Origin of the sequence: Klebsiella sp. NPDC088457, assembly GCF_044900465.1 — a bacterium.
In the GTDB taxonomy this organism is placed as follows: domain Bacteria; phylum Pseudomonadota; class Gammaproteobacteria; order Enterobacterales; family Enterobacteriaceae; genus Klebsiella.
The window spans coordinates 67,318-91,856 of sequence record NZ_JBJDNH010000019.1; the positions used below are offsets into that span (position 1 = coordinate 67,318).

Sequence of the window (24,539 nt, forward strand, 5' to 3'; positions counted from 1 at the left end):
CGCGCGTTTGTTTATAAACTGCCCAAATTAAACTAGATGGGAAATCTCCGGTGAAGTTCGTAAAGTATCTATTGATCCTTGCAGTCTGTTGCGTTCTGCTGGGTGCAGGCTCGATTTTTGGCCTTTATAAATATATTGAGCCGCAGCTCCCCGACGTCGCGACCTTGAAGGATGTGCGCCTGCAGATCCCGATGCAGGTCTATAGCGCGGACGGCGAGCTTATCGCGCAATATGGCGAGAAACGCCGTATTCCCGTCACCTTGCAGCAAATGCCGCCTGAACTGGTAAAAGCGTTTATTGCCACCGAAGATAGCCGTTTCTATGAACATCATGGCGTCGATCCGGTCGGTATCTTCCGTGCAGCCAGCATCGCCATGTTCTCTGGCCATGCTTCACAGGGCGCCAGTACGATCACGCAACAGTTAGCGCGTAACTTCTTCCTGAGTCCGGAGAAGACGCTGATGCGTAAGATCAAAGAAGCTTTCCTGGCGATCCGGATCGAGCAGTTGCTGAATAAAGACGAAATCCTTGAGCTGTACCTGAATAAAATCTATCTCGGCTACCGCGCCTATGGCGTCGGCGCAGCGGCGCAGGTCTATTTTGGTAAATCTGTCGACCAGCTTAGCCTGAGCGAAATGGCGGTGATTGCCGGTCTGCCCAAAGCCCCCTCGACGTTTAACCCGCTGTACTCGCTGGACCGGGCGACCGCTCGTCGCAACGTCGTGCTGGCGCGGATGTTGAGCGAAGGCTATATCACGCAAACCGAGTACGATCGCGCGCGTAGCGAAGCGATCGATGCGCGTTACCATGCGCCGGAAATCGCCTTCTCCGCACCTTATCTCAGCGAAATGGTCCGTCAGGAGATGGTCAGCCGCTACGGGGAACAGGCGTATGAAGATGGCTACCGCGTTTACACCACCATCACCCGCAAAAACCAGCAGTCTGCACAGCAGGCGGTACGCAATAACGTGCTGGATTACGATATGCGCCACGGCTATCGCGGCCCGGCGAACGCGTTGTGGAAGGTGGGCGAGACGCCATGGGATAACGCCAGAATCATCGCCTCGCTGAAAAACCAGCCCAGCTACGGCCCGCTCTCACCGGCCGTCGTGACCTCGGCGAATGCGCAGGAAGCGGTCGCATTGTTAAGTAACGGAACGTCGGTGGCGCTGAATATGGAGGGCGTCCGCTGGGCGCGACGCTTTATCTCCGATACTCAACAGGGCGCCACGCCGCGTAAAGTGACCGATGTCCTGCAGGCCGGACAGCAGATTTGGGTTCGCCAGGTGGGCAGCAGCTGGTGGCTATCGCAGCTACCGGATGTGAATTCGGCGCTGGTTTCCATCAACCCGCAAAACGGCGCTATTATCGCGCTGGTCGGGGGGTTCGATTTTAATCAGAGTAAATTCAACCGTGCGACGCAGGCCCTGCGCCAGGTAGGTTCCAACATTAAGCCCTTCCTCTACACGGCGGCGATGGATAAAGGTTTAACCCTGGCGAGTATGTTGAACGACGTTCCGATTTCGCGCTGGGATGCCGGTGCCGGTTCTGACTGGCGGCCGAAAAACTCACCACCGCAGTATGCTGGCCCTATTCGTCTGCGTCAGGGGCTGGGGCAATCGAAAAACGTGGTGATGGTTCGCGCCATGCGCGCGATGGGCGTGGATTACGCCGCGGAATACCTGCAGCGCTTCGGCTTCCCGGCACAAAATATCGTCCATACCGAATCCCTCGCGCTGGGCTCCGCTTCCTTTACGCCGCTGCAGGTTGCCCGAGGCTACTCGGTGATGGCCAACGGCGGCTTCCTGATTACGCCGTTCTTTATCAGCAAGATTGAGAACGATCAGGGCGGAGTGCTGTTCGAAGAAAAACCGAAAGTTGCCTGTCCGCAGTGCAACTCGCCGGTGATTTACGGCGATACGCCGAAATCCAACGTGCTGGAGGATAAAGATGTCGAAGACGTCGCCACCTCTGAGACGCCACAAAATGCGGCCGTGCCGCCACAGCCGCAGCTTGAACAGGCCAACCAGGCGCTGGTCGCCCAAACCGGCACCCCGGAATACGCGCCGCATGTGATTAACACGCCTCTGGCCTTCCTGATTAAGAGCGCGCTGAACAGCAACATCTTCGGCGAGCCCGGCTGGATGGGTACCGGCTGGCGTGCCGGCCGCGATCTGCAACGCCACGATATTGGCGGTAAAACCGGCACCACCAACAGCTCGAAAGATGCGTGGTTCTCCGGCTATGGCCCGGGGGTCGTCACTTCGGTGTGGATTGGTTTTGACGATCATCGTCGCGATCTGGGACGGACCACCGCATCCGGCGCCATTAAGGATCAGATCTCCGGTTACGAAGGGGGGGCAAAAAGCGCCCAGCCGGCCTGGGATGATTTTATGAAACGCGTTCTGGAAGGTGTGCCGGAAGAGCCATTAACGCCGCCGCCTGGCGTGGTGACGGTCAATATTGACCGCAGTACCGGCCAGCTGGCAAACGGCGGTAACAGCCGCGCCGAATACTTCATTGATGGCACTCAGCCAACTCACCAGGCGGTACATGAAGTGGGGACGACCATCACCGATGGCGGTGGCGAAACCCACGAACTGTTCTGACAAAAAAAGCGCCTGCGGGCGCTTTTTCTTTTTCCGTCATTCCGGCCGCGGCAATTACCTTACCGGGGCGACAGCCGCCCCTGCGCCATGAGCCACTCGCGCAGCAGGAACAGCGCGCTGACATTCCGGGCCTCATTAAAATCTTCTTCATCCAGCAGCGTCATCAGCTGCGACAGCGGCCAGCGCACCTGCGGTAAAGGTTCCGGCTCATCACCCGGCAGCGATTCCGGATACAGATCTTCCGCCACCAGAATATTCATCTTACTGGATAAGTACGATGGCGCCATGCTCAGTTTTTTCAGGAACGTTAGCTTATGCGCGCCGAAGCCGACTTCTTCTTTCAGCTCGCGGTTCGCGGCTTCCAGCACGGTTTCACCCGGGTCAATCAGCCCTTTAGAGAAACCTAACTCATAGGATTCCGTGCCAACGGCATATTCCCGAATCAGAATGATATGGTCGTCGACAATCGGCACAATCATCACGGCTTCACGCGTAGAAGGCCGCATGCGTTCATAAACGCGACGCACGCCGTTGCTGAACTCCAGGTCCACGCTTTCAACGTTAAAAAGACGCGAACGCGCTACCGTTTCAACATTGAGAATGGTGGGTTTTTGTAATGATTTGCTCATTGTTATCGATCTATGCTGTGATTCCAGAAGTCATTGTGCGATACGCAGCACGGTTTCGGCAATTCAATTCGCTACTAATTTACATAGTTGTAACTTTAGCCAATAAAGTGGAAGAATCATAAAGATAAAAAAGTCAATAGGTTGAAATGTATTTGAGAATTTACCGATTCCTGCATTTTAACGTTTTTGATAAGCTTGTATGCTGCTGTATCGCACAACAAATTTTCCCGTATTTACACGACATCTGCCGATAGCAAACCGCAGGTTCACGCTAAGTGTTAATAGCAACCAACGACACCTGTAAGATAAGAAAAGAATAACTATGATGGGATGGGCATGGGCACCTTTCTGATTTCTTTCACAGCTCTGCTAATCTGCGCATTGCTTATCGGGTGGTGGTATCGATCGCATGCCAGACGTCGCCGCCTCCCCTTATTGCATGCCTTTAGCGACGCCACGACGCGCAAGCTTTCCGTAGAGGAACGTCGCGCGGTAGAGAAGTACCTCGAAGGTCTCAACCGCGCTCAGCAGGTGCCGGCATCGGGGGCCAGCGTTGCGCCTGCCGAACTGACGCTGACGGCGCAGAGCGAGACCGTCTTTACGGTCACCCGCGCCATCACCCGTTACGGCATTACCACTGACGACCCGAACAAATGGCGCTACTTCCTCGACTCGGTGGAAGTCCATCTGCCACCGTTCTGGGAACAGCATATCAATGATGAAAACAGCGTCGAACTGATCCCGACCGATAGCCTGCCGTTAGTGATTGCGCTCAACGGCCACATGCTCAGCGACTACCCGCAGGAGGCGCGGAGCTACGCGCTTGAGCGAGCGTCGGCAACCCAGGCCTCAATCCGTGGGGAAGAGAGCGAACAGATCGAGCTGCTGAGTATTCGCCAGGAGACCCATGAAGAACACGCCCTCAGCCGACCGGACGGTCTACGGGAAGCGGTCTTTATCGTTACCGCGTTCCTGCTGTTCTACTTCAGCCTGATAAGCCCCTATGTGTTTACTCCGTGGCTGCTGGGCGGAGGGCTGGTGCTGCTGGCGGCAGGGCTGTGGGGCATCTATGCGCCACCAAGTAAAACCGCGCTCCGCGAGATCCACTGTCTGCGCGGCATGCCCAAACGCTGGGGCCTGTTTGGTGAAAACGACCAGGAGCACATCAATAACATCTCCTTAGGTATCATCGACCTTATCTACCCACGTCACTGGCAGCCGTGGATCGCTCAGGACCTCGGCCAGCAGACGGATGTCGATATCTATCTCAATCGCCACGTCGTCCGTCAGGGGCGTTTCTTGTCGTTGCATGATGAGGTTAAACACTTCCCCCTGCAGTACTGGCTACGGAGCGCCATCATCGCCACGGGCGCGCTGCTGGTGGTCGTGATGCTGTGGGCCAGCGTGCCGCTGAATATGCCGTTTAAATTCACCCTCTCATGGTTGAAGGGGGCGCAAACGATTGAAGCCACGACCGTTGCCCAGCTCGAAAAGTCGCAGGTTCGGATCGGCGATACGCTGCACCTGAAGGGGACCGGGATGTGTAATATCCACTCTCCGGACACCTGGACTGCGAAAGAGAATTCGCCGTTTATGCCGTTTGATTGCTCGCAAATCATCTGGAATGATGCGCCTCCCCTGCCGCTGCCGGAGTCCGACGTCGTCAGTAAAGCCACCGCGCTTATGCAATCTGTTCAGCGTCAGCTGCATCCTGACCCGGACGATGATTCACATGTCAGCCCGGCGCTGCGCTCGGCGATTCAGAAGTCAGGGATGGTGCTGCTGGATGATTTTGGCGATATCGTCATTAAAACCAATAATCTGTGCGCGGCGGCGGACGATTGTACCCGCCTGAAAAACGCGCTGGTGAATCTCGGCAATACCCGCAACTGGGACTCCCTGACCAAACGCGCCAGCTCAGGCAAACTGGATGGCGTCAACGTTCTACTGCGCCCGGTGAGTGCGGAGTCGTTGGAAAACCTGGTGACCACGTCGACGGCCCCGTTCGTGATTCGCGAAACGTCGCGCGCGGCGCAGGCGCTGAACAGCCCTGCTCCCGGTGGTTTCCTGATTGCCAGCGATGAAGGCAGCGACCTGGTGAGTCAGCCGTGGCCGACCATCAGCCTGTATGATTATCCGGCTCATGAGCAGTGGGGCGAACTACAGCGGCTGGCCGGCATGCTGATGCACACCCCGTTCCACGCCGAAGGGATCGTCACCAATCTCTATACCGACGCCAACGGCACGCAGCACATTAATCTGCACCGCATTCCCGATCGTTCTGGCCTGTGGCGCTATCTGGGTACGACGCTGCTGCTGCTGACCATGCTGGGCTGCATGTCCTATCACGGTATCCTCGCGATTCGCCGCTACCAGCGCCATCGTCAGCGGATGGAAGATATTGAGAAGTATTATGAAAACTGTCTGAACCCGGTTCTCATCCCCTCGCTGGATAATCAAGAGTAATTCCCTGCGCGATGGGGTGTGATACCCTGTCGCGCATTTCCCCTCGCTGGAGACTCACCATGCACTTTGATATCGCCTGGCAAGAGGTTGATACCGTTCTGCTGGATATGGATGGCACCCTGCTCGACCTCGCTTTCGACAACTATTTCTGGCAAAAGCTGGTTCCGGAGACCTGGGGGGCCGCGCGTGGGCTCAACCTGCAAGAAGCCAAAGCGGCCATGCACCAGGAGTATCACGCGGTGCAGCATACGCTAAACTGGTACTGTCTGGACTACTGGAGCGAGCGTCTGAATTTGGATATTCGTGCGATGACCAGCGAGCAGGGGCCGCGAGCGGCGCTGCGTGAAGATACCGTGCCGTTTCTTGACGCGCTCAAAGCCAGCGGCAAGCGGCGCATCCTGCTGACCAACGCTCACCCGCATAACCTGGCGGTGAAGCTTAAGCATACCGGTCTCGACGCACACCTTGATTTATTGCTTTCCACCCACACATTTGGTTATCCGAAAGAAGATCAGCGCCTGTGGCGCGCGGTGGCGGATGAAACCGGCTTCGATGCGCGCAAAACGCTCTTTGTCGATGATAGTGAAGCGATCCTGGATGCCGCGGCGCAATTTGGCATCCGCTATTGCCTGGGCGTCACCAATCCGGATTCCGGGCTGGCGGAAAAAAGCTATGCCCGCCACCCCGGGCTGAACGATTACCGGCGTCTGATCCCTTCTCTGACCCCAAAGGAGAGGCCATGAAAGAACAGCCCGTCGAGGCCATCAGGCTGGACAAATGGCTTTGGGCAGCCCGCATTTATAAAACCCGTGCGCTGGCGCGCGAGATGATTGAAGGCGGTAAGGTGCACTATAACGGACAGCGCACTAAGCCGGGTAAAGTCGTCGAACCGGGCGCCACCCTGACGCTACGCCAGGGGAATGACGAACGCACCCTGTTGGTCAAAGGCATCACCGGGCAGCGCAGGCCAGCCAGCGAAGCCGTCGCCCTCTATGAAGAGACGGCAGAGAGCATTGAAAAACGCGAGAAAATGGCGCTGGCGCGCAAAATGAACGCGCTAACCATGCCGCATCCCGACAGACGTCCGGACAAGAAAGAGCGCCGCGACCTGATGAGATTTAAACACGGCGACAGTGAATAACCGCCTATACCTGTAGGCGCGCGGTTGCCCGCAAGAGAGACTATTATGACTCAACACGATCAATTACATCGTTATCTGTTTGAAAACTATGCCGTACGCGGTGAACTGGTTACCGTATCGGACACCCTGGAACAGATTCTGGCTAACCATAGCTACCCGCAGCCGGTCAAAACCGTGCTGTCTGAGCTGCTGGTGGCCACCAGCCTGCTAACCGCCACGCTGAAGTTTGCCGGCGATATCACCGTGCAGCTGCAGGGCGACGGTCCCCTGTCTCTGGCGGTGATCAACGGGACCAACCAGCAGCAGCTGCGCGGCGTAGCGCGGATTCAGGGCGACATTCCGGAAGATGCGGATCTGAAAACGCTGGTCGGTAACGGTTACCTGGTCATCACCATCTCTCCGGATGAAGGTGAGCGCTATCAGGGCGTGGTGGGTCTGGAAGGCGAAACGCTGGCCGCCTGTCTGGAAGATTACTTCCAGCGTTCTGAACAGCTGCCGACGCGTCTGGTCATTCGTACCGGCGAGCATGAAGGTAAACCGATGGCCGGCGGAATGCTGCTGCAGGTCATGCCGGCGCAAGAGACCCAGAGCGCTGATTTCGAGCATCTGGCGACCCTGACTGAGACGATCAAAGCCGAGGAGCTGTTCACCCTGTCGGCGACCGATGTCCTGTGGCGTCTGTACCACGAAGAAGAGGTGACCGTTTACGATCCGCAGAACGTGGAATTTAAATGCACCTGCTCCCGCGAGCGCTGCGCGGGTGCGCTGAAAACGCTGCCGGACGAAGAGATCGACAGCATTCTGGCCGACGAAGGTGAAATTGATATGCACTGCGATTACTGCGGCAATCATTATCTCTTCAATGCGATGGATATCGCCGAGATCCGCAATAACGCCTCTCCGGCCGATCCTCAGGTTCACTGATTTCCATGCCCGCCGGGCAACGCGGCGGAGGTTTTCTGCCTCCGCCGCGACCGGCGTCAACTATTTCCTCGCGAGATGAATCGATTTTCACTGAAAGAGTTACGTAATTTTCTTTCAAGAAAGCGATTACATTCACATTTCGGCAGTTTTTTTAATTACTTTTTAACCAATAAGAAACATCTATACCCACCAACAGCCATTTTCCTGAGATAATCGCGCATGTTTCGTGACAGGAGTCACCGTGTTTTTCGTAAGTAAGGCGTTTGTCGAGATACGTAAATCTATGAGCCTGGTCGCGGTCTGTACCCCGAAATAACCCCTACAATTTAAAGCAGTATATATTATTGGCTAAGGAGCAGTGACATGCGCGTTAATAATGGTTTAACCCCGCAGGATCTCAAGGCTTATGGTATCAACGACGTCCAGGATATCGTTCACAATCCCAGCTTCGATACGTTGTATCACGAAGAACTCGACCCCACCCTGGAAGGGTATGAACGTGGCATACTGACCAATCTTGGCGCCATCGCCGTCGATACCGGTATTTTTACCGGTCGTTCGCCGAAAGATAAGTATATCGTTCGTGACGATACCACCCGCGATACCGTGTGGTGGTCAGATAAAGGCAATGGCAAGAACGACAATAAACCGCTCTCTCAGGAAACCTGGCAGCATCTGAAAGGACTGGTCACCCGTCAGCTCTCCGGCAAGCGTCTGTTCATCGTTGACGCGTTCTGCGGCGCAAACGCCGACACGCGGCTGAGCGTACGCTTCATTACCGAGGTGGCCTGGCAGGCGCACTTCGTCAAAAACATGTTCATCCGCCCTTCCGATGAAGAGCTGGCTCACTTTGCTCCGGACTTTATCGTCATGAACGGCGCAAAATGCACTAACCCCCAGTGGCAGGAACAGGGTCTGAACTCTGAGAACTTCGTCGCCTTCAACCTGACCGAGCGTATCCAGCTGATCGGCGGGACCTGGTACGGCGGCGAAATGAAGAAAGGGATGTTCTCGATCATGAACTACCTGCTGCCGCTGCAGGGTATTGCATCGATGCACTGCTCGGCAAACGTCGGCGAAAAAGGCGATGTTGCGGTGTTCTTCGGTCTTTCCGGTACCGGCAAAACCACTCTCTCCACCGATCCGAAACGTCGCCTGATTGGTGATGACGAGCACGGCTGGGATGACGATGGCGTCTTCAACTTCGAAGGCGGTTGCTATGCGAAGACCATTAAGCTTTCCGAAGCCGCCGAGCCTGATATCTATCACGCCATCCGCCGCGATGCGCTGCTGGAAAACGTCATGGTTCGTCCTGACGGCAGCGTGGATTTCGACGATGGCTCAAAAACCGAGAATACCCGCGTCTCCTACCCGATCGACCATATCGAGAACATCGTTAAGCCGATTTCAAAAGCCGGCCATGCGACCAAAGTCATCTTCCTGACCGCGGATGCCTTCGGCGTGCTGCCGCCGGTATCGCGTCTGACCGCTGACCAGACGCAGTACCACTTTCTCTCCGGCTTTACCGCCAAGCTGGCCGGCACCGAGCGCGGCGTCACCGAGCCGACGCCAACCTTCTCTGCCTGCTTCGGCGCAGCCTTCCTGTCGCTGCACCCGACGCAATATGCAGAAGTGCTGGTGAAACGCATGCAGGCTTCCGGGGCGCAGGCCTATCTGGTTAACACCGGCTGGAACGGCACCGGCAAACGTATCTCGATTAAAGATACGCGCGCCATCATCGACGCAATCCTCGATGGCTCACTGGACGACGCGGAAACCTTCACCCTGCCGATGTTCGATTTGCAGATTCCTGTCGAACTGCCGGGTGTGGATACGCATATTCTCGATCCGCGTAACACCTATGGTTCGCCGGAGCAGTGGCAGGAAAAAGCCGATCAGCTGGCGAAGCTGTTCGTGGAAAACTTCGAGAAATATACCGATACGCCTGCGGGCGCGGCGCTGGTTGCGGCCGGTCCGAAGCGCTAACCGACGGACGTAAAGAAAAAGCCGGGCAACGCCCGGCTTTTTTATGCCCGCCATCCCGCCGATCCGGATATCAGCGCTTGCGGCTGCGGGCAGGACCGTGAAGCAGGCTGATTAACTCTCTTTACCCGGCTTCGTCGGGGTCAGCGCACGCTGGACCGGAATCGGCAGCCAGGCGCGAATCAACAGCCCACCCCGTTCGCTGGAGCCAATCTCCAGGCGGCCGTTATGGTTATCGATAATACGCTGTACAATCGCCAGCCCCAGACCGGTACCGCTGGTGCTACGGGCGCTGTCGCCGCGGACAAACGGCTGGAACAGATACTCACGCTGTTCCGGCTTAATCCCGGGGCCATCATCCTCGACCTGGAACCAGGCGCTGCTCGCTTCGCTGCCGCTGCTGACCTTAATCCAGCCGTTACCATACCGGGCGGCGTTGACCACCATATTGGCCAACGCACGCTTGATCGACAGCGGATGGATCCGCAGTGGAATCTCTCCCGCCTGCAGGTCGGTGGCAATCTCCCGCTCGTAACCGCTCTCCGCCGCGATGACTTCGCCCAATACCGAGTTCAGGTCCGCCAGCTCCATCGGCATCTCCTGCCCGGTACGCAGGTAATCAATAAACTGCTCGATGATGGCGTTACACTCTTCGATGTCTTTGTTAATCGACTCGGCGAGGTAACCATCTTCTTCCCCCATCATCTCCGTCGCCAGGCGAATACGCGTCAGCGGCGTACGCAGATCGTGACTCACCCCGGCCATTAACAGGGTACGGTCGTCGGCCAGCTGTTTTACCCCCGCGGCCATATGATTGAAGGCCCGGGTCACCGAGCGAACCTCTGATGCCCCGTATTCCCGCAGCGGCGGCGGAATAATGCCTCGCCCGACCTGCAGCGCGGCATGTTCAAGATCGACCAGAGGCCGGTTCTGAATACGGATAAACAGCCAGGCGCCGCCAATCGCCAGCAGCATAATCGCCAGGGTATAGCGGAACAGCGGCGAGAAATCGCCCTGGTGGATTTCCGTCAGCGGCACCCGCACCCAAATATTGGGCGACAGCCAGGTTTTCAACCACACCACGGGGGAGCTTTTATTCACCTCGACCCGTACTTCGGTGGGCCCACCGAGCTGGTGCGCCATCTGCTGACTTAAAAACTCATAATGCTGCGCCCAGCGCAGGCCTGCATCTTCCGCCGCTTCATTGGAATAGAGCGAAATGCCCAGCTCGCGATAAATCTCGCGCCGAAACGCCGGCGGCACCACCAGCTGGGTGCCGTCTTCAAGCTGCAGTTTATCGGTCATCAGCATACGGACTTCGTAGGCCAGCACCTTATTAAACTGCTGAAGACTCGGCAGGATCGCAAAATTCAGCACCACCAGATAGGTCGTCACCAGGCTGACAAACAGCAAGGTGACAATCAATAACAGGGTGCGAGCAAATGAGCTGCGCGGCGAAAAGCGCACGCGTTTCATGCCTTAGCGCCGTCCGGCACGAATACGTAACCAAGCCCCCACACGGTCTGGATATAACGTGGGTGCGCCGGATCCTCTTCAACCATCCGCCGCAGGCGGGAGATTTGCACGTCGATGGAGCGCTCCATCGCCGAATATTCACGACCGCGGGCGAGGTTCATCAGCTTATCGCGGGACAGCGGCTCACGCGGGTGGCTGACCAGCGCTTTCAGAACCGCAAACTCCCCGCTGGTAAGCGGCATAGGCTCATCTTCACGGAACATCTCGCGGGTGCCGAGATTGAGTTTGAATTTACCAAAGGCAATCACCGCCTCTTCCTGCGACGGCGCGCCCGGCAGCTCATTCGCCTGACGACGCAGCACGGCACGGATACGGGCCAACAGCTCACGCGGGTTGAACGGTTTCGGGATATAGTCATCCGCGCCAATTTCGAGGCCGACGATACGGTCAACCTCTTCCCCTTTCGCCGTCACCATAATGATCGGCATCGGGTTACTCTGGCTACGCAGACGACGGCAAATGGAGAGGCCATCTTCGCCCGGCAGCATCAAATCCAGCACCATCAGGTGGAAGGACTCACGGGTCAACAGGCGGTCCATCTGTTCGGCGTTTGCGACGCTTCGAACCTGGAAGCCTTGCTCGGTCAGATAACGCTCGAGCAGCGCACGCAGGCGCATGTCGTCGTCGACAACCAGAATCTTATAATTCTCTTGCATTGTTTATACTCCCAAAGGTTCACTGCAATTGTCAGTGCGTATTCTCAAAAAAGCCCGGGTCGCCGACCAGCTAAATCTGGTATATATTCCAGGCTAAATTGTTACAAAGCATATTTAACAGCAGCTTAAGTATACATTTAATCATAAGACACATTATTTATCCTGTCGGTATTATTACGTATGACAAACCGTGCGCAACCGCACAACATCCTGCGCAATACCCGACGCTCAGAAGGTAGAACGATTAATGAAAACGCCGCTGATTACCCGTGAAGGGTATGAAAAACTGAAAAAAGAGATGGACTACTTGTGGCGTGAAGAACGTCCCGAGGTCACCAAAAAAGTGACCTGGGCCGCCAGCCTCGGCGACCGCAGCGAAAATGCCGACTATCAGTACAATAAAAAGCGCCTGCGTGAAATTGACCGCCGGGTACGCTATCTGACCAAATGCCTGGAAAACCTGAAGATCGTCGATTACTCCCCGCAGCAGGAAGGAAAAGTGTTCTTCGGCGCCTGGGTTGAAATCGAAAACGATGACGGAGATACCAGGCGCTTTCGCATTGTCGGCTACGATGAAATCTTCGGGCGCAAAGACTACATCTCCATCGACTCGCCGATGGCCCGCGCGCTGCTGAAAAAGGAGGTTGGCGATCTGGCGGTGGTCAACACGCCCGCCGGTGAAGCGAGCTGGTACGTGAATGCCATCGAATATGTGAAATAAGACGTCCGGAACAATCTGAGAGCCTCGTGCGGCGACTGGCATTTTGCCGTGCCAGTCCGTATAACTATCCCCTGATTTTCGATCCACAAGATGAAATAAACATGATGAATGATTCGCTCTGCCGCATTATTGCGGGTGAACTTCAGGCCAGGGCTGAACAGGTAGAAGCTGCCGTTCGCCTGCTTGATGAAGGGAACACCGTGCCGTTTATCGCACGCTATCGTAAAGAAGTCACCGGCGGTCTGGATGACACGCAGCTGCGTAATCTGGAAACCCGCCTCGGCTATCTGCGTGAACTGGAAGACCGCCGTCAGTCGATTCTCAAATCGATCGGCGAACAGGGCAAACTGACCGACGCGCTGGAAAAAGCGATTACCACCACGCTGAGCAAAACCGAGCTCGAAGATCTGTACCTGCCGTATAAACCGAAGCGCCGCACCCGTGGGCAAATCGCTATTGAGGCCGGGCTGGAGCCGCTGGCGGATCTGCTGTGGAACGAGCCGTCCCACGAGCCGGAAGTTGAAGCCGCGAAGTTTATCGCCGCCGACAAGGGCGTCGCCGATACCAAAGCCGCTCTCGATGGCGCGCGTTACATTCTGATGGAACGTTTCGCCGAAGACGCCGCCCTGCTGGCAAAGGTTCGCGACTATCTGTGGAAGAATGCGCATCTGGTCGCCAGCGTGGTGAACGGCAAGGAAGAGGAAGGGGCAAAATTCCGCGACTACTTCGATCACCATGAGCCGATTGCCAGCGTCCCTTCACACCGCGCGCTGGCCATGTTCCGCGGCCGCAACGAAGGCATACTGCAGCTCGCCCTGAATGCCGATCCGCAGTTTGACGAGCCGCCGAAAGAGAGCCATTGCGAACATATCATTATCAACCACCTGGGCCTGCGCCTGAACAACGCCGCGGCGGATAGCTGGCGCAAAGGGGTGGTGAGCTGGACATGGCGCATCAAGGTACTGATGCACCTGGAGACCGAGCTGATGGGCACCGTGCGTGAACGCGCGGAAGACGAAGCGATTAACGTCTTTGCCCGCAACCTGCACGACCTGCTGATGGCCGCACCTGCCGGATTACGCGCCACCATGGGTCTCGATCCGGGGCTGCGTACCGGGGTGAAAGTCGCCGTCGTGGATGGCACCGGCAAGCTGGTCGCCACCGATACCATCTACCCGCATACCGGCCAGGCGGCTAAAGCGGCGGCGGCCGTCGCGGCGCTGTGTGAGAAACACCACGTTGAGCTGGTAGCGATCGGTAACGGCACCGCCTCACGCGAAACCGAACGCTTCTTCCTCGATGTGCAGCAGCAGTTCCCGAAAGTCACCGCGCAGAAAGTGATCGTCAGCGAAGCCGGGGCATCGGTCTACTCGGCTTCTGAACTGGCGGCCCTCGAGTTCCCGGACCTCGATGTTTCCCTGCGCGGCGCGGTGTCGATCGCGCGGCGCCTGCAGGATCCGCTGGCCGAGCTGGTCAAAATCGATCCGAAATCTATCGGCGTGGGCCAGTACCAGCACGATGTCAGCCAGACGCAGCTGGCGCGTAAGCTGGATGCGGTTGTCGAAGACTGCGTTAACGCCGTCGGCGTCGATCTGAATACCGCCTCGGTACCGTTGCTCACCCGCGTCGCGGGTCTGACGCGGATGATGGCGCAAAATATCGTCGCCTGGCGCGATGAAAACGGCCAGTTCCAGAATCGTCAGCAGCTGCTGAAAGTCAGCCGCCTCGGCCCCAAAGCCTTCGAACAGTGTGCGGGCTTCCTGCGCATCAACCACGGCGATAACCCGCTGGACGCCTCCACCGTTCACCCGGAGGCCTATCCGGTGGTGGAGCGCATTCTGGCGGCAACTGAACAGGCGTTAAAAGAGCTGATGGGCAACAGCAGCGAGCTACGCAACCTGAAAGCGGCCGACTTCACCGATGACAAATTCGGCGTACCGACCGTTTCTGACATCATCAAAGAGCTGGAAAAACCCGGCCGCGACCCGCGTCCGGAGTTTAAAACCGCGAAGTTTGCCGATGGCGTGGAAACCATGAATGACCTGCTGCCGGGCATGGTGCTGGAGGGCGCGGTCACCAATGTGACCAACTTTGGCGCCTTTGTCGATATCGGCGTCCACCAGGATGGCCTGGTGCATATTTCGTCGCTGTCGAATAAATTCGTCGAAGATCCGCATACCGTGGTCAAAGCTGGCGATATCGTGCAGGTTAAAGTCATGGAAGTCGATCTGCAGCGTAAACGTATTGCGCTGACCATGCGTCTGGATGAACAGCCCGGTGAGGGCAACGCGCGGCGCGGCGGCGGTAACGAGCGTGCGCAGGGCAACCGCCCGGCGGCGAAAGCGGCGAAACCCCGCGAGCGCGAGACGCATGCGGGCGGCAATAGCGCGATGATGGATGCGCTGGCGGCGGCAATGGGTAAAAAACGCTAATCCTTTCTCAGCCCCTCATTACGGGGGGCTATTTTTCGCTCCCTGCAACAATAACGCCCGGACTGTTGTTATATTCCGCTAACCGGGGAATAAAATCGCGTAAATAACAGAGTGATTAAAGCTTCATTCCATTAACCAATGAAACCTTCTTTAAACATTTATTGAAATAATTAATTTCAAAATTATTCCCCCCGGCAGCACAGACCTTGAGTCATATCAAAAAAACGGTGAATTCCCGGCCAAAGCGGCTTATTCCCCGCATAATACATTGATGATAAAAACCATTCTCATTATCATTATTCGTAGTAAATATATATTCTTCTCCGTTGGCTTGACTCCCCGGTGCTGTGCGATTGCCGCACAGGGTAAACTCTCGCTCAGTTAGCGATTACAAGTAGGTCCTATGCAATTCACTCCTGATAGTGCGTGGAAAATTACGGGTTTCTCTCGCGATATTAGCCCGGCTTATCGCCAGAAACTGTTATCTCTTGGAATGCTGCCAGGCTCTTCTTTTAATGTGGTCCGCGTGGCGCCGCTTGGCGATCCTGTTCATATCGAAACCCGGCGCGTTAGCCTGGTATTACGTAAAAAAGATCTCGATTTAATAGAACTGGAAGCGGTTGCACAATAACGTCAGGTTCGGCACTCAGAGTTTGAAATATGAAAAAATTAACCATTGGTTTAATTGGTAATCCTAATTCCGGCAAGACCACATTATTCAACCAGTTGACCGGCGCTCGTCAGCGTGTAGGCAACTGGGCGGGAGTCACCGTCGAGCGCAAAGAAGGGGCTTTCACCACCACCGACCACCAGGTCACGCTGGTAGACCTGCCGGGTACCTACTCGCTGACCACCATCTCTTCCCAGACCTCGCTGGATGAGCAGATCGCCTGTCACTACATCCTCAGCGGCGATGCGGACATGCTGATTAATGTCGTCGACGCCTCTAACCTCGAGCGCAACCTCTATCTGACTCTTCAACTGCTGGAGCTGGGCATTCCCTGCATCGTGGCCTTGAATATGCTGGATATTGCCGAGAAGCAAAAAATCCGTATCGATGTTGACGCCCTTGCCGCCCGCCTTGGCTGCCCGGTTATTCCGCTGGTGTCCACCCGTGGCCGCGGGATCGAAGCCTTGAAAATGGCCGTCGATCGCCATCAGCAAAATACAACGCTCGAGCTGGTGCACTATCCGCAGCCGCTGCTGCGCGAAGCGGAAAAGCTGGCGCAGGTGATGGCTCAGGAGATCCCGCCGCGTCAGCGCTGCTGGCTGGGTCTGCAGATGCTGGAAGGCGATATCTACAGCCGCGCCTATGCCGGCGACGCCGAACATAAGCTGGATGCGGCCCTCGCCAGCCTGAGCGCCGATATTGACGATCCGGCCCTGCATATTGCCGATGCCCGCTACCAAAGTATTGCCGCCATCTGCGACGCCGTCAGCAACACGCTGACCGCAGAGCCAAGCCGCTTCACCACCGCGATGGATAAAATCATCCTTAATCGCGTCCTGGGGCTGCCTATCTTTCTGTTTGTCATGTACCTGATGTTTTTACTGGCGATCAATATCGGCGGCGCACTGCAGCCTATTTTTGACGCCGGTTCCGTCGCTATCTTTATCCACGGTATTCAGTGGCTGGGCTATACCCTGCATTTCCCGGACTGGCTGACCGTTTTTCTCGCCCAGGGGATTGGCGGCGGTATCAACACCGTGCTACCGCTGGTGCCACAAATCGGCATGATGTACCTGTTCCTCTCCTTCCTCGAAGATTCCGGCTATATGGCGCGGGCGGCCTTCGTCATGGACCGTTTGATGCAGGCGCTGGGCCTGCCGGGGAAATCTTTCGTACCGCTGATTGTCGGCTTCGGCTGCAACGTCCCGTCGGTGATGGGGGCACGGACGCTGGATGCACCGCGTGAACGTCTGATGACCATCATGATGGCGCCGTTTATGTCCTGCGGCGCGCGCCTGGCGATCTTCGCCGTCTTCGCCGCCGCTTTCTTTGGACAAAACGGAGCGCTGGCGGTTTTCTCCCTGTATCTGCTCGGCATCGTGATGGCGATCCTTACCGGCCTGATGCTTAAACACACCATCATGCGCGGCGAAGCCTCGCCGTTTGTGATGGAACTGCCGGTCTATCACGTACCGCATATCAAAAGCCTGATTATCCAGACGTGGCAACGCCTGAAAGGCTTCGTGCTGCGCGCCGGTAAAGTTATCGTGATCGTCAGTATTTTCATCAGCGCCCTGAACAGCTTCTCGCTCGGCGGCAAGCTGGTGGACAACATCAACGATTCGGCGCTGGCCTCCGTCAGCCGTCTGATTACCCCGGTGTTTAAACCGATTGGCGTGCATGAAGACAACTGGCAGGCCACCGTCGGGCTATTTACCGGCGCGATGGCAAAGGAAGTGGTCGTCGGCACGCTGAACACGCTCTACACCGCCGAAAACATTCAGAACGAAGCGTTTAATCCGCAGGAATTCCACCTCGGTGACGAACTGCTGGCCGCGGTGGATGAAACCTGGCAGAGCCTGAAAGACACCTTCAGCCTGAGCGTACTGGCTAACCCGATTGAAGCCAGCAAGGGCGATGGTGAAATGGAAACCGGCGCCATGGGCGTGATGAGCAGCAAATTCGGCAATGCCGCCGCCGCATACAGCTATCTGATTTTCGTACTGCTCTATATTCCGTGTATCTCGGTGATGGGGGCCGTCGCTCGCGAATCCAGCCGCGGCTGGATGTCATTCTCTATCCTGTGGGGGCTGAACATCGCCTATTCACTGTCGACGCTGTACTACCAAACCGTAAGCTTCAGCCAGCATCCACGCTATAGCCTGGTGTGCATTCTGGCGGTAGTGCTGTTCAACGTGGTGGTCTTTGGCCTGCTGCGTCGGGCCCGTAGCCGGGTGGACATCTCGCTGCTGGCGACGCGCAAAACCCCCTCATCCTGCTGCCAGAGCCCGGCGGGTGATTGCCACTAAGGAGTCATGATGGCGTCATTGATTGAAGTACGCGATATGCTGGCTCTGCAAGGGCGTATGGAAGCAGAGCAGCTCAGCGCCCGCCTGCATACGCCGCAGCCGCTGATCGACGCCATGCTGAGCCGTCTGGAAGCCATGGGTAAAGCGGTGCGCCTCGCGGAAGACCGGGACGGCTGTCTGTCCGGCAGTTGTAAAAGCTGCCCGGAGGGAAAAGCCTGTTTACGGGAATGGTGGGCGCTGCGCTAAGCCTGTGGAATGGGAAAACCAAAGCGGGTCCTGAGACCCGCTTTTTCGTTTTTCTTTCCGGCAATCACCACATAATACTTGCCGCCCAGCGCATCCGCCTTCTCCATCAGGTTGCTTTTACAGCTCACGGGGACGACTGAAATCATTTCCCTCCGTGACCACCTGAGTATTGCTACGAGCAGGATCGTTGCCACAGCTCGCTAACCAGCATTGTTCAGCCTGTTTTTCAGCGCCAGCAGCGTCTCGCAAAACGCCTGCGGGTGCGAAATAAAGGGGGCATGGGACGCTTTTGCAAAGACCATCGATTCGCTGTGCGGCCACCGCTCATCCAGCAGCGGCACGATTTTTCGCGGCACCAGGCCGTCCAGTCGGCCATACAGGCGCAGGAACGGCACGGTTAAGGCCGCCAGCGGCTGGCGTAAATCGGCGGTTTTGAGGATCTCCAGCCCGCCATTCAACGCTTCCGCGGACGGCATCGGTAAGGACAGCACGGTGTTTTTCAACGCCCGGGCATCCTGGCGCGCGCTGTCGCTTCCCATCGTTTGCAGCGCCAGAAAACGCTCCACGGTGCGCTGAAAATCTTCGCTCAACTGCTGCTGAAAACCGCTCAACACTTCCGCTTTAATACCGGGCCAGTCGCCCTCGGCGCCAAAGCAGGGAGAAGAGGCGACGGTCACCAGCCCCTGCACCCGCTCAGGGTGACGCAGGGCGACCTGGCTGGCGACCAGACCACCGAGACTCCAGCCCAGCCAGATAGCCTGCTCCGGCGCTTTATTCAGCACCTGCTGCGCCATCTCTTCCAGTGACAAGGCGCCAAAACCGCGGCTGCGACCATATCCCGGCAGGTCGACCAGATGCAGCGTAAAGTGGGAAGCCAGTTCCGGCGTCACGCTATCCCATACTTTGGCATTCAGCCCCCATCCGTGCAGCAGCACAAGATGACAATTTCCTTCGCCGGTGGTTTGCCACCAGATGTCGTTCATCAGTTACTGTTCTCTTTCTACCTGACATGAGGGGAAATATGCTAACAGCACACAGCTTATGCTGGCTATGCCAAATGCCGCTGGCCATCGCCGGCTGGGGGATCTGCTCCCGATGCGCCGCCTCCCTGACCCACCCGCTCCCGCTCTGTTCGCAGTGCGGCCTGCCTGCGGCAGTCGGCATGCTTCCCTGCGGGCGCTGTTTACAACAGCCGCCGCCATGGCAGCGGCTGGTGGCGGTAAATGGCTATCAGCCGCCGCTGAGCGGTTTGATCCACCAGCTGAAATTTTCTCGCCGCCCCGAGCTGGCGCCAGCGCTGGCGCGGCTACTGTTGCTGCGCGTTCGCCAGAGCACAGGCTTACCCCGGCCAGACCGGCTGGTCAGCGTACCGCTGTGGCAACGTCGCCAGTGGCGGCGAGGCTTCAATCAAAGCGATCTGTTGTGCCGCCCGCTGGCGCGCTGGCTGCGCTGCGCATGGCACAATGATGCGCTCCGCCGGAACCGACGCACCGCGACCCAGCATCAGCTCTCAGCGCGATTGCGCAAACAGAACCTGAAAAATGCCTTTCAGCTTGAAATACCGGTTCAGGGCCACCATATCGCCATTGTGGATGATGTCGTCACAACCGGAAGCACCGTCGCTGAAATTTCCCGCCTGCTTTTGCGAAACGGCGCCGCGACGGTTCAGGTATGGTGTGTGTGCCGTACCTTGTAGACCCCTGCTGATGGGCGTATTATAACCCAGTACAATACTCAACTATTAGGCCAACGCTATGATCCGTATTTCCGATGCTGCACAAGCGCACTTTGCCAAACTTCTGGTAAATCAGGAAGAAGGGACACAAATTCGCGTATTTGTGATTAATCCCGGCACCCCAAACGCTGAGTGCGGCGTATCCTACTGCCCACCGGATGCGGTGGAAGACACCGACACAGCGCTGAAGTTTGAGCAACTGACTGCGTATGTCGACGAACTCAGCGCGCCGTACCTGGAAGACGCTGAAATTGACTTCGTTACCGATCAGCTGGGTTCACAGCTGACGCTGAAAGCGCCAAATGCCAAGATGCGCAAAGTCTCCGATGACGCGCCGCTGATGGAGCGCGTGGAGTATATGCTGCAATCGCAGATCAACCCGCAGCTGGCCGGTCACGGCGGGCGCGTTACGCTGATGGAAATCACGGAAGACGGTCTGGCAATTCTGCAGTTTGGCGGCGGCTGTAACGGCTGCTCGATGGTCGATGTGACCCTGAAAGAAGGGATCGAGAAGCAGCTGCTGAACGAATTCCCGGATCTGAAAGGCGTGCGCGATCTGACCGAGCACCAGCGCGGCGAGCACTCCTACTACTAAGCCTGAGCGCGACCGCTTCCCCTTCGTCAAGCCCGGCGGTGCTTCATCCGCCGGGCCGCCCTTCTGATGTTACCGCACAACATTTACCGCTAAACGACCCGGCAAAAACCGGGGAAAGAGTATGACTTAAGTCTCATATTTAAAATTTTCCCCGGGCGGGTGATTCTCAACCTGCATATGTTACCCGTATCATCCCTTTCAGGCACCGCTGCTACAAAAATAGCCAGCTATCCTTTCTCTTAAGAGTGATAGTCGATTTTATGGCGCCATACCGTTGAAATCCTCAGCTGGATCCAACGAAAACAGATTGAAATTTGACGTTACCCATAACAAATGAAAGGCCAGGTAAATTATGCCATTAGTCATCGTTGCTATCGGGGTTGCCCTGCTATTGCTGCTGATGATCCGTTTCAAAATGAACGGCTTCATCGCACTGGTTCTGGTGGCACTTGCCGTCGGACTTATGCAAGGTATGCCTCTGGATAAAGTTATTGTCTCCATCAAAAACGGCGTGGGGGGCACGCTCGGCAGTCTTGCGCTGATCATGGGCTTTGGCGCTATGCTGGGTAAGCTGCTGGCGGACTGCGGCGGCGCGCAGCGAATTGCCACGACGCTTATCGCCAGGTTTGGTAAAAAACACATTCAATGGGCCGTGGTGCTGACCGGTTTTACCGTCGGCTTTGCGCTGTTCTATGAAGTGGGCTTCGTCCTGATGCTGCCGCTGGTGTTCACCATCGCCGCCTCCGCCCGCATCCCTCTGCTGTACGTCGGCGTTCCGATGGCCGCAGCGCTCTCGGTGACCCACGGCTTCCTGCCGCCGCACCCGGGCCCAACGGCGATTGCCACCATCTTCCACGCCGATATGGGTAAGACCCTGCTGTACGGCACAATTCTGGCTATCCCGACGGTTATCCTTGCCGGTCCGGTGTTCGCCCGCTTCCTGAAAGGCATCGATAAGCCGATTCCGGAAGGGCTGCATAACCCGAAAACCTTCACCGAAGAAGAGATGCCAGGCTTTGGCGTCAGCGTCTGGACCTCACTGGTACCGGTGATCCTGATGGCGATGCGTGCCGTTGCCGAGATGATCCTGCCAAAAGGCCACGCCTTCCTGCCGATTGCCGAGTTCTTCGGCGACCCGGTGATGGCGACCCTGATTGCGGTCCTTATCGCCCTGTTCACCTTTGGCCTCAACCGCGGACGCTCGATGGAGCAGATCAACGACACGCTGACCTCGTCGATCAAAATCATCGCCATGATGCTGTTGATCATCGGCGGCGGCGGCGCCTTCAAGCAGGTGCTGGTGGATAGCGGCATGGATAAATACATCGCCTCTATCATGCATGAATCCAATATGTCCCCGCTGTTTATGGCCTGGTCTATCGCTGCGGTACTGCGTATTGCGCTCGGTTCTGCGACCGTTGCCGCCATCACCGCCGGCGGGATTGCCGCACCGCTGATTGCCACCACCGGCGTCAGCCCGGAACTGATGGTTATTGCCGTCGGCTCCGGGAGCGTTATCTTCTCTCACGTTAACGATCCGGGCTTCTGGCTGTTTAAGGAATACTTCAACCTGACTATCGGGGAAACCATTAAGTCGTGGTCGGTGCTGGAAACCATCATCTCAGTCTGCGGCCTGGTGGGCTGTCTGCTGCTGGGAATGGTCGTGTAAGATTGCGGGCATAAAAAAGCCGGGTCAGCATCACGCGACCCGGCTTTTTTTATTCCGTTTGCCCGGATAACGGCGCCAGCCCCCGCTCAGCAAAAGGCGAGCGGGGAAATTCACAGCGCTTATCTCTTCTTGCCGACCTTCGCTGCCGCTTTCCGCCGCTTATCCAGATCCTTAATCAGCTTGTTCACCTGCTCATCGGCAAACATCTGCTCAAGAGTGGTGGAAAGCTTGCGTCGCCAGTTCGGATACTCGGTGCTGGTGCCCGGAATGTTGACCGGGGAGGCCATCTCCAGCCAGTCTTCCGGCTGCAGACCCAGCAGCGCGCTATTGCTGTCGGCGATATAACGCTGCATTCCGCGATTCAGGGTCGCGGTCATCGCCATCAGCGAGGCGTTATGCCCGGCGCGTTTTGGCAGGCAGCCGTATTGATGCAGCGCATCCAGCAGCCCCTGCTTCGCCCGTTCGCGATCCTGATACAGGCCGCGCAGCACCCCCTCATCCGGATACAGGCCTAACGATTTCCCCAGCGTCAGGTCGCCGCTTTCCCAGTATCCGCGCAGCGTCGGCAGGTCATGCGTTGTCGCCACCGCCATGGATTGCTCCGGATAGGTCTGCGGCGCGCGGAAGGTCTTCTCATGATCGTTTTCGAAATAGAGGACCTTGTAGGAATAGACGCCGCTCTTACGCAGCTTGCCGACAATTTCCACCGGCACGGTACCCAGATCTTCGCCGATCACCATGCAGCGATGACGCTTACTCTCCAGCGCCAGAATCGACAGCAGGTCATCTACCGGATACTGCACATAGGCGCCGCGATCGGCCGTTTCACCATAGGGAATCCACCACAGGCGCAGAACCGACATCACATGGTCAATACGCAACGCGCCGCAGTTTTGCATGTTGGCGCGCAGCAGCTCGATAAACGGCTCATAGGCGCGCGCTACGATGATATGCGGATCCATCGGCGGCAGGCCCCAGTTCTGTCCCAGCGGGCCAAGAATGTCCGGCGGCGCCCCCACGGAGGCTTTCAGACAATACAGCTCGCGGTCGCACCAGGTTTCCGCCCCCCCTTCAGCAACCCCTACGGCCAGGTCGCGGTACAGACCAATCGGCATCGCATCGTGCTGGCTGGTATGCCAGCATTCGGCGAACTGGGAATACGCCAGCCACTGCAGCCAGAGATAGAAGCTCACCTCATCCGCCTGTTCCGTGCAGAACGCTTTGACTTCCGGACTGCTGATATCCTGGTACGCCTTCGGCCATGCCGGCCAGCCCCAGCGCAGCGGATCCTGCTGCACCTGCCAGGCGTGCAGCGCATCAAACGCCGCCTGCCAGTACAGGCTTTCGCCTTCGCGAAGCACGAACTGACGGAACGCCGTCATCGCCTCATCGTTACGGGCGGAAAATCCTTTCCAGGCCATGCGCAGCGCGGTCATTTTCAACGCGGTCACGGCGGTATAATCCACATCATCGGTCTGACGTGCGGCCTCCAGCGCCCGCTGCGTCGCCGGGGATTGCCACCAGGCCTGCGCCTCTTTGCTCAGGCGAAAATCGTCGACGGCGTTTACGTCAATATAGATAACGTTGAGCCAGCGGCGGGAAGAGGGACTATAGGGACTGGCGCTCTCCGGGTTGGCCGGATAGAGCGCATGAATCGGGTTAAGGCCAATAAACGACCCGCCGCGCTGAGCGATTTCCGGCAGCATCGCCCGTAAATCGCCAAAATCGCCAATCCCCCAGTTCTTCTCCGAGCGCAGCGTATACAGTTGAACGCAGGCGCCCCATAGCTTTTTGCCCTCTTTCAGCGCCTGCGGCTCGTAGCAGCGTACGGGGGCCACAATCACCCGGCAATGCCAGCGTTCCCCGTCATCGGTGAGGGTCAACGTGTGATAGCCCTCCGGCAGTTTGGCGGGCAGCGGCAGCGTTTCACCGCCGCTGACTTTGCCCTGATACTGCTTCCCCTCCTCAGTGGTAAGGAGCCACTGGTAGTCCCCGCGGCCGGCCACCGGCAGCGACATTTTTTTACCGTGGGTGAAAACCTGCACCGCCGCAAGCGGGTCCACCGCCACTTTCGTGGCGGTTGTCGTACGATGCATAGCATCAAGCAGACGCTTTTTCGTCGCCGCAGCAATCGACTGCGGCTTCCCGTGGGCGTTGATGTAGTCCGGACTTATCCCCGCCGCCAGCGCGGCGTTATCAAGGCGTTTTGTCTCCATCG

General features: G+C 57.3%; 20 protein-coding genes. 14 read left to right on the top strand and 6 right to left on the bottom strand.

The window, feature by feature from the left end; all coding sequences use genetic code 11:
- Window positions 1–50 precede the first annotated feature (50 nt).
- Window positions 51–2,609 carry a peptidoglycan glycosyltransferase/peptidoglycan DD-transpeptidase MrcA gene (gene mrcA / locus ACI2JR_RS14025; protein ID WP_462478797.1) on the top strand — a complete coding sequence of 853 codons (2,559 nt, stop codon included), beginning with the start codon at window positions 51–53 and terminating at the stop codon, window positions 2,607–2,609.
- Between the two features lie 59 nt (window positions 2,610–2,668).
- Here the strand turns inward: mrcA and nudE are convergent, their stop codons facing one another.
- Window positions 2,669–3,244 carry an ADP compounds hydrolase NudE gene (nudE, locus tag ACI2JR_RS14030; protein ID WP_462478811.1) on the bottom strand — a complete coding sequence of 192 codons (576 nt, stop codon included), beginning with the start codon at window positions 3,242–3,244 and terminating at the stop codon, window positions 2,669–2,671.
- Window positions 3,245–3,574: 330 nt separating this feature from the next.
- On the opposite strand from nudE, the gene ACI2JR_RS14035 reads away from it, so the two are divergent.
- From ACI2JR_RS14035 to pckA, 5 genes are all read left to right on the top strand, one after another.
- Window positions 3,575–5,704: an intracellular growth attenuator family protein gene (locus ACI2JR_RS14035; protein ID WP_462478798.1), complete on the top strand. Its 2,130-nt coding sequence runs from the start codon at window positions 3,575–3,577 to the stop codon at window positions 5,702–5,704.
- A gap of 59 nt (window positions 5,705–5,763) precedes the next feature.
- Window positions 5,764–6,447 (top strand): GMP/IMP nucleotidase, encoded by a 684-nt coding sequence (yrfG, locus tag ACI2JR_RS14040; protein ID WP_132731616.1) that lies wholly within the window; start codon window positions 5,764–5,766, stop codon window positions 6,445–6,447.
- Window positions 6,444–6,845 carry a ribosome-associated heat shock protein Hsp15 gene (hslR, locus tag ACI2JR_RS14045; protein ID WP_132731615.1) on the top strand — a complete coding sequence of 134 codons (402 nt, stop codon included), beginning with the start codon at window positions 6,444–6,446 and terminating at the stop codon, window positions 6,843–6,845. The genes yrfG and hslR overlap by 4 nt, the downstream gene beginning before the upstream one ends.
- A gap of 45 nt (window positions 6,846–6,890) precedes the next feature.
- Window positions 6,891–7,769, top strand: a complete 879-nt coding sequence (gene hslO / locus ACI2JR_RS14050) for an Hsp33 family molecular chaperone HslO (RefSeq protein ID WP_132731614.1) — start codon at window positions 6,891–6,893, stop codon at window positions 7,767–7,769.
- Between the two features lie 363 nt (window positions 7,770–8,132).
- Window positions 8,133–9,755 (top strand): phosphoenolpyruvate carboxykinase (ATP), encoded by a 1,623-nt coding sequence (pckA, locus tag ACI2JR_RS14055; protein WP_462478799.1) that lies wholly within the window; start codon window positions 8,133–8,135, stop codon window positions 9,753–9,755.
- A 111-nt stretch (window positions 9,756–9,866) separates the two neighbouring features.
- Here pckA and envZ read toward each other — a convergent pair whose 3' ends face one another.
- Together envZ and ompR are read right to left on the bottom strand one after the other, a co-directional pair.
- Entirely contained in the window at window positions 9,867–11,228 is a 1,362-nt protein-coding gene (gene envZ, locus ACI2JR_RS14060) for a two-component system sensor histidine kinase EnvZ (protein ID WP_462478800.1), read from the bottom strand.
- Window positions 11,225–11,944 (bottom strand): osmolarity response regulator transcription factor OmpR, encoded by a 720-nt coding sequence (ompR, locus tag ACI2JR_RS14065; protein WP_006177890.1) that lies wholly within the window; start codon window positions 11,942–11,944, stop codon window positions 11,225–11,227. Before ompR ends, envZ begins: the two co-directional genes overlap by 4 nt.
- 247 nt (window positions 11,945–12,191) lie before the next feature.
- Here ompR and greB point away from each other — a divergent pair, with 247 nt between their 5' ends.
- The 5 genes from greB (at window position 12,192) to feoC (ending at window position 18,322) form a co-directional block, all read left to right on the top strand.
- Window positions 12,192–12,665, top strand: a complete 474-nt coding sequence (greB, locus tag ACI2JR_RS14070) for a transcription elongation factor GreB (protein WP_132731611.1) — start codon at window positions 12,192–12,194, stop codon at window positions 12,663–12,665.
- Window positions 12,666–12,766: 101 nt separating this feature from the next.
- Window positions 12,767–15,097: a Tex family protein gene (locus ACI2JR_RS14075; RefSeq protein WP_462478801.1), complete on the top strand. Its 2,331-nt coding sequence runs from the start codon at window positions 12,767–12,769 to the stop codon at window positions 15,095–15,097.
- Between the two features lie 403 nt (window positions 15,098–15,500).
- The gene (gene feoA / locus ACI2JR_RS14080; RefSeq protein WP_004868486.1) at window positions 15,501–15,728 is read left to right on the top strand and encodes a ferrous iron transporter A; all 228 of its coding nucleotides are present in this window, start codon (window positions 15,501–15,503) and stop codon (window positions 15,726–15,728) included.
- A gap of 29 nt (window positions 15,729–15,757) precedes the next feature.
- Window positions 15,758–18,076 (top strand): Fe(2+) transporter permease subunit FeoB, encoded by a 2,319-nt coding sequence (feoB, locus tag ACI2JR_RS14085; RefSeq protein ID WP_132731608.1) that lies wholly within the window; start codon window positions 15,758–15,760, stop codon window positions 18,074–18,076.
- 9 nt (window positions 18,077–18,085) lie between these two features.
- Window positions 18,086–18,322: a [Fe-S]-dependent transcriptional repressor FeoC gene (gene feoC, locus ACI2JR_RS14090; RefSeq protein ID WP_132731677.1), complete on the top strand. Its 237-nt coding sequence runs from the start codon at window positions 18,086–18,088 to the stop codon at window positions 18,320–18,322.
- Here feoC and ACI2JR_RS14095 read toward each other — a convergent pair.
- Together ACI2JR_RS14095 and bioH are read right to left on the bottom strand one after the other, a co-directional pair.
- Complete coding sequence (locus tag ACI2JR_RS14095; RefSeq protein WP_462478802.1) at window positions 18,319–18,468, bottom strand: hypothetical protein; 150 nt, start codon at window positions 18,466–18,468, stop codon at window positions 18,319–18,321. The two genes, feoC and ACI2JR_RS14095, sit on opposite strands and share 4 nt — an antisense overlap.
- A 54-nt stretch (window positions 18,469–18,522) precedes the next feature.
- Window positions 18,523–19,305 carry a pimeloyl-ACP methyl ester esterase BioH gene (gene bioH, locus ACI2JR_RS14100; protein WP_132731607.1) on the bottom strand — a complete coding sequence of 261 codons (783 nt, stop codon included), beginning with the start codon at window positions 19,303–19,305 and terminating at the stop codon, window positions 18,523–18,525.
- Between the two features lie 38 nt (window positions 19,306–19,343).
- Between bioH and gntX the strand changes: the two genes are divergently transcribed.
- From gntX to gntT, 3 genes are all read left to right on the top strand, one after another.
- Window positions 19,344–20,018 (top strand): DNA utilization protein GntX, encoded by a 675-nt coding sequence (gene gntX / locus ACI2JR_RS14105; protein ID WP_462478803.1) that lies wholly within the window; start codon window positions 19,344–19,346, stop codon window positions 20,016–20,018.
- 58 nt (window positions 20,019–20,076) lie between these two features.
- Window positions 20,077–20,652, top strand: coding sequence for a Fe-S biogenesis protein NfuA (nfuA, locus tag ACI2JR_RS14110; protein ID WP_132731605.1), 576 nt, complete (start codon window positions 20,077–20,079; stop codon window positions 20,650–20,652).
- A 352-nt stretch (window positions 20,653–21,004) separates the two neighbouring features.
- Window positions 21,005–22,321, top strand: coding sequence for a gluconate transporter (gntT, locus tag ACI2JR_RS14115; protein WP_132731604.1), 1,317 nt, complete (start codon window positions 21,005–21,007; stop codon window positions 22,319–22,321).
- Between the two features lie 119 nt (window positions 22,322–22,440).
- On the opposite strand, the gene malQ is transcribed toward gntT, so the two are convergent.
- A complete protein-coding gene (gene malQ, locus ACI2JR_RS14120) occupies window positions 22,441–24,537 on the bottom strand; it encodes a 4-alpha-glucanotransferase (protein WP_132731603.1) in 2,097 nt (698 codons plus the stop codon).
- Window positions 24,538–24,539 lie beyond the last annotated feature (2 nt).

Excerpts from the sequence above, each read along its gene's own strand:
- ACI2JR_RS14035 (WP_462478798.1), top strand. The coding sequence starts at position 3,575 with ATGGGCACCTTTCTGATTTCTTTCACAGCTCTGCTAATCTGCGCATTG.
- yrfG (WP_132731616.1), top strand. The coding sequence starts at position 5,764 with ATGCACTTTGATATCGCCTGGCAAGAGGTTGATACCGTTCTGCTGGAT.
- hslR (WP_132731615.1), top strand. The coding sequence starts at position 6,444 with ATGAAAGAACAGCCCGTCGAGGCCATCAGGCTGGACAAATGGCTTTGG.
- hslO (WP_132731614.1), top strand. The coding sequence starts at position 6,891 with ATGACTCAACACGATCAATTACATCGTTATCTGTTTGAAAACTATGCC.
- pckA (WP_462478799.1), top strand. The coding sequence starts at position 8,133 with ATGCGCGTTAATAATGGTTTAACCCCGCAGGATCTCAAGGCTTATGGT.
- envZ (WP_462478800.1), bottom strand. The coding sequence starts at position 11,228 with ATGAAACGCGTGCGCTTTTCGCCGCGCAGCTCATTTGCTCGCACCCTG.
- ompR (WP_006177890.1), bottom strand. The coding sequence starts at position 11,944 with ATGCAAGAGAATTATAAGATTCTGGTTGTCGACGACGACATGCGCCTG.
- greB (WP_132731611.1), top strand. The coding sequence starts at position 12,192 with ATGAAAACGCCGCTGATTACCCGTGAAGGGTATGAAAAACTGAAAAAA.
- ACI2JR_RS14075 (WP_462478801.1), top strand. The coding sequence starts at position 12,767 with ATGATGAATGATTCGCTCTGCCGCATTATTGCGGGTGAACTTCAGGCC.
- feoA (WP_004868486.1), top strand. The coding sequence starts at position 15,501 with ATGCAATTCACTCCTGATAGTGCGTGGAAAATTACGGGTTTCTCTCGC.
- feoB (WP_132731608.1), top strand. The coding sequence starts at position 15,758 with ATGAAAAAATTAACCATTGGTTTAATTGGTAATCCTAATTCCGGCAAG.
- feoC (WP_132731677.1), top strand. The coding sequence starts at position 18,086 with ATGGCGTCATTGATTGAAGTACGCGATATGCTGGCTCTGCAAGGGCGT.
- ACI2JR_RS14095 (WP_462478802.1), bottom strand. The coding sequence starts at position 18,468 with ATGATTTCAGTCGTCCCCGTGAGCTGTAAAAGCAACCTGATGGAGAAG.
- bioH (WP_132731607.1), bottom strand. The coding sequence starts at position 19,305 with ATGAACGACATCTGGTGGCAAACCACCGGCGAAGGAAATTGTCATCTT.
- gntX (WP_462478803.1), top strand. The coding sequence starts at position 19,344 with ATGCTAACAGCACACAGCTTATGCTGGCTATGCCAAATGCCGCTGGCC.
- nfuA (WP_132731605.1), top strand. The coding sequence starts at position 20,077 with ATGATCCGTATTTCCGATGCTGCACAAGCGCACTTTGCCAAACTTCTG.
- gntT (WP_132731604.1), top strand. The coding sequence starts at position 21,005 with ATGCCATTAGTCATCGTTGCTATCGGGGTTGCCCTGCTATTGCTGCTG.
- malQ (WP_132731603.1), bottom strand. The coding sequence starts at position 24,537 with ATGGAGACAAAACGCCTTGATAACGCCGCGCTGGCGGCGGGGATAAGT.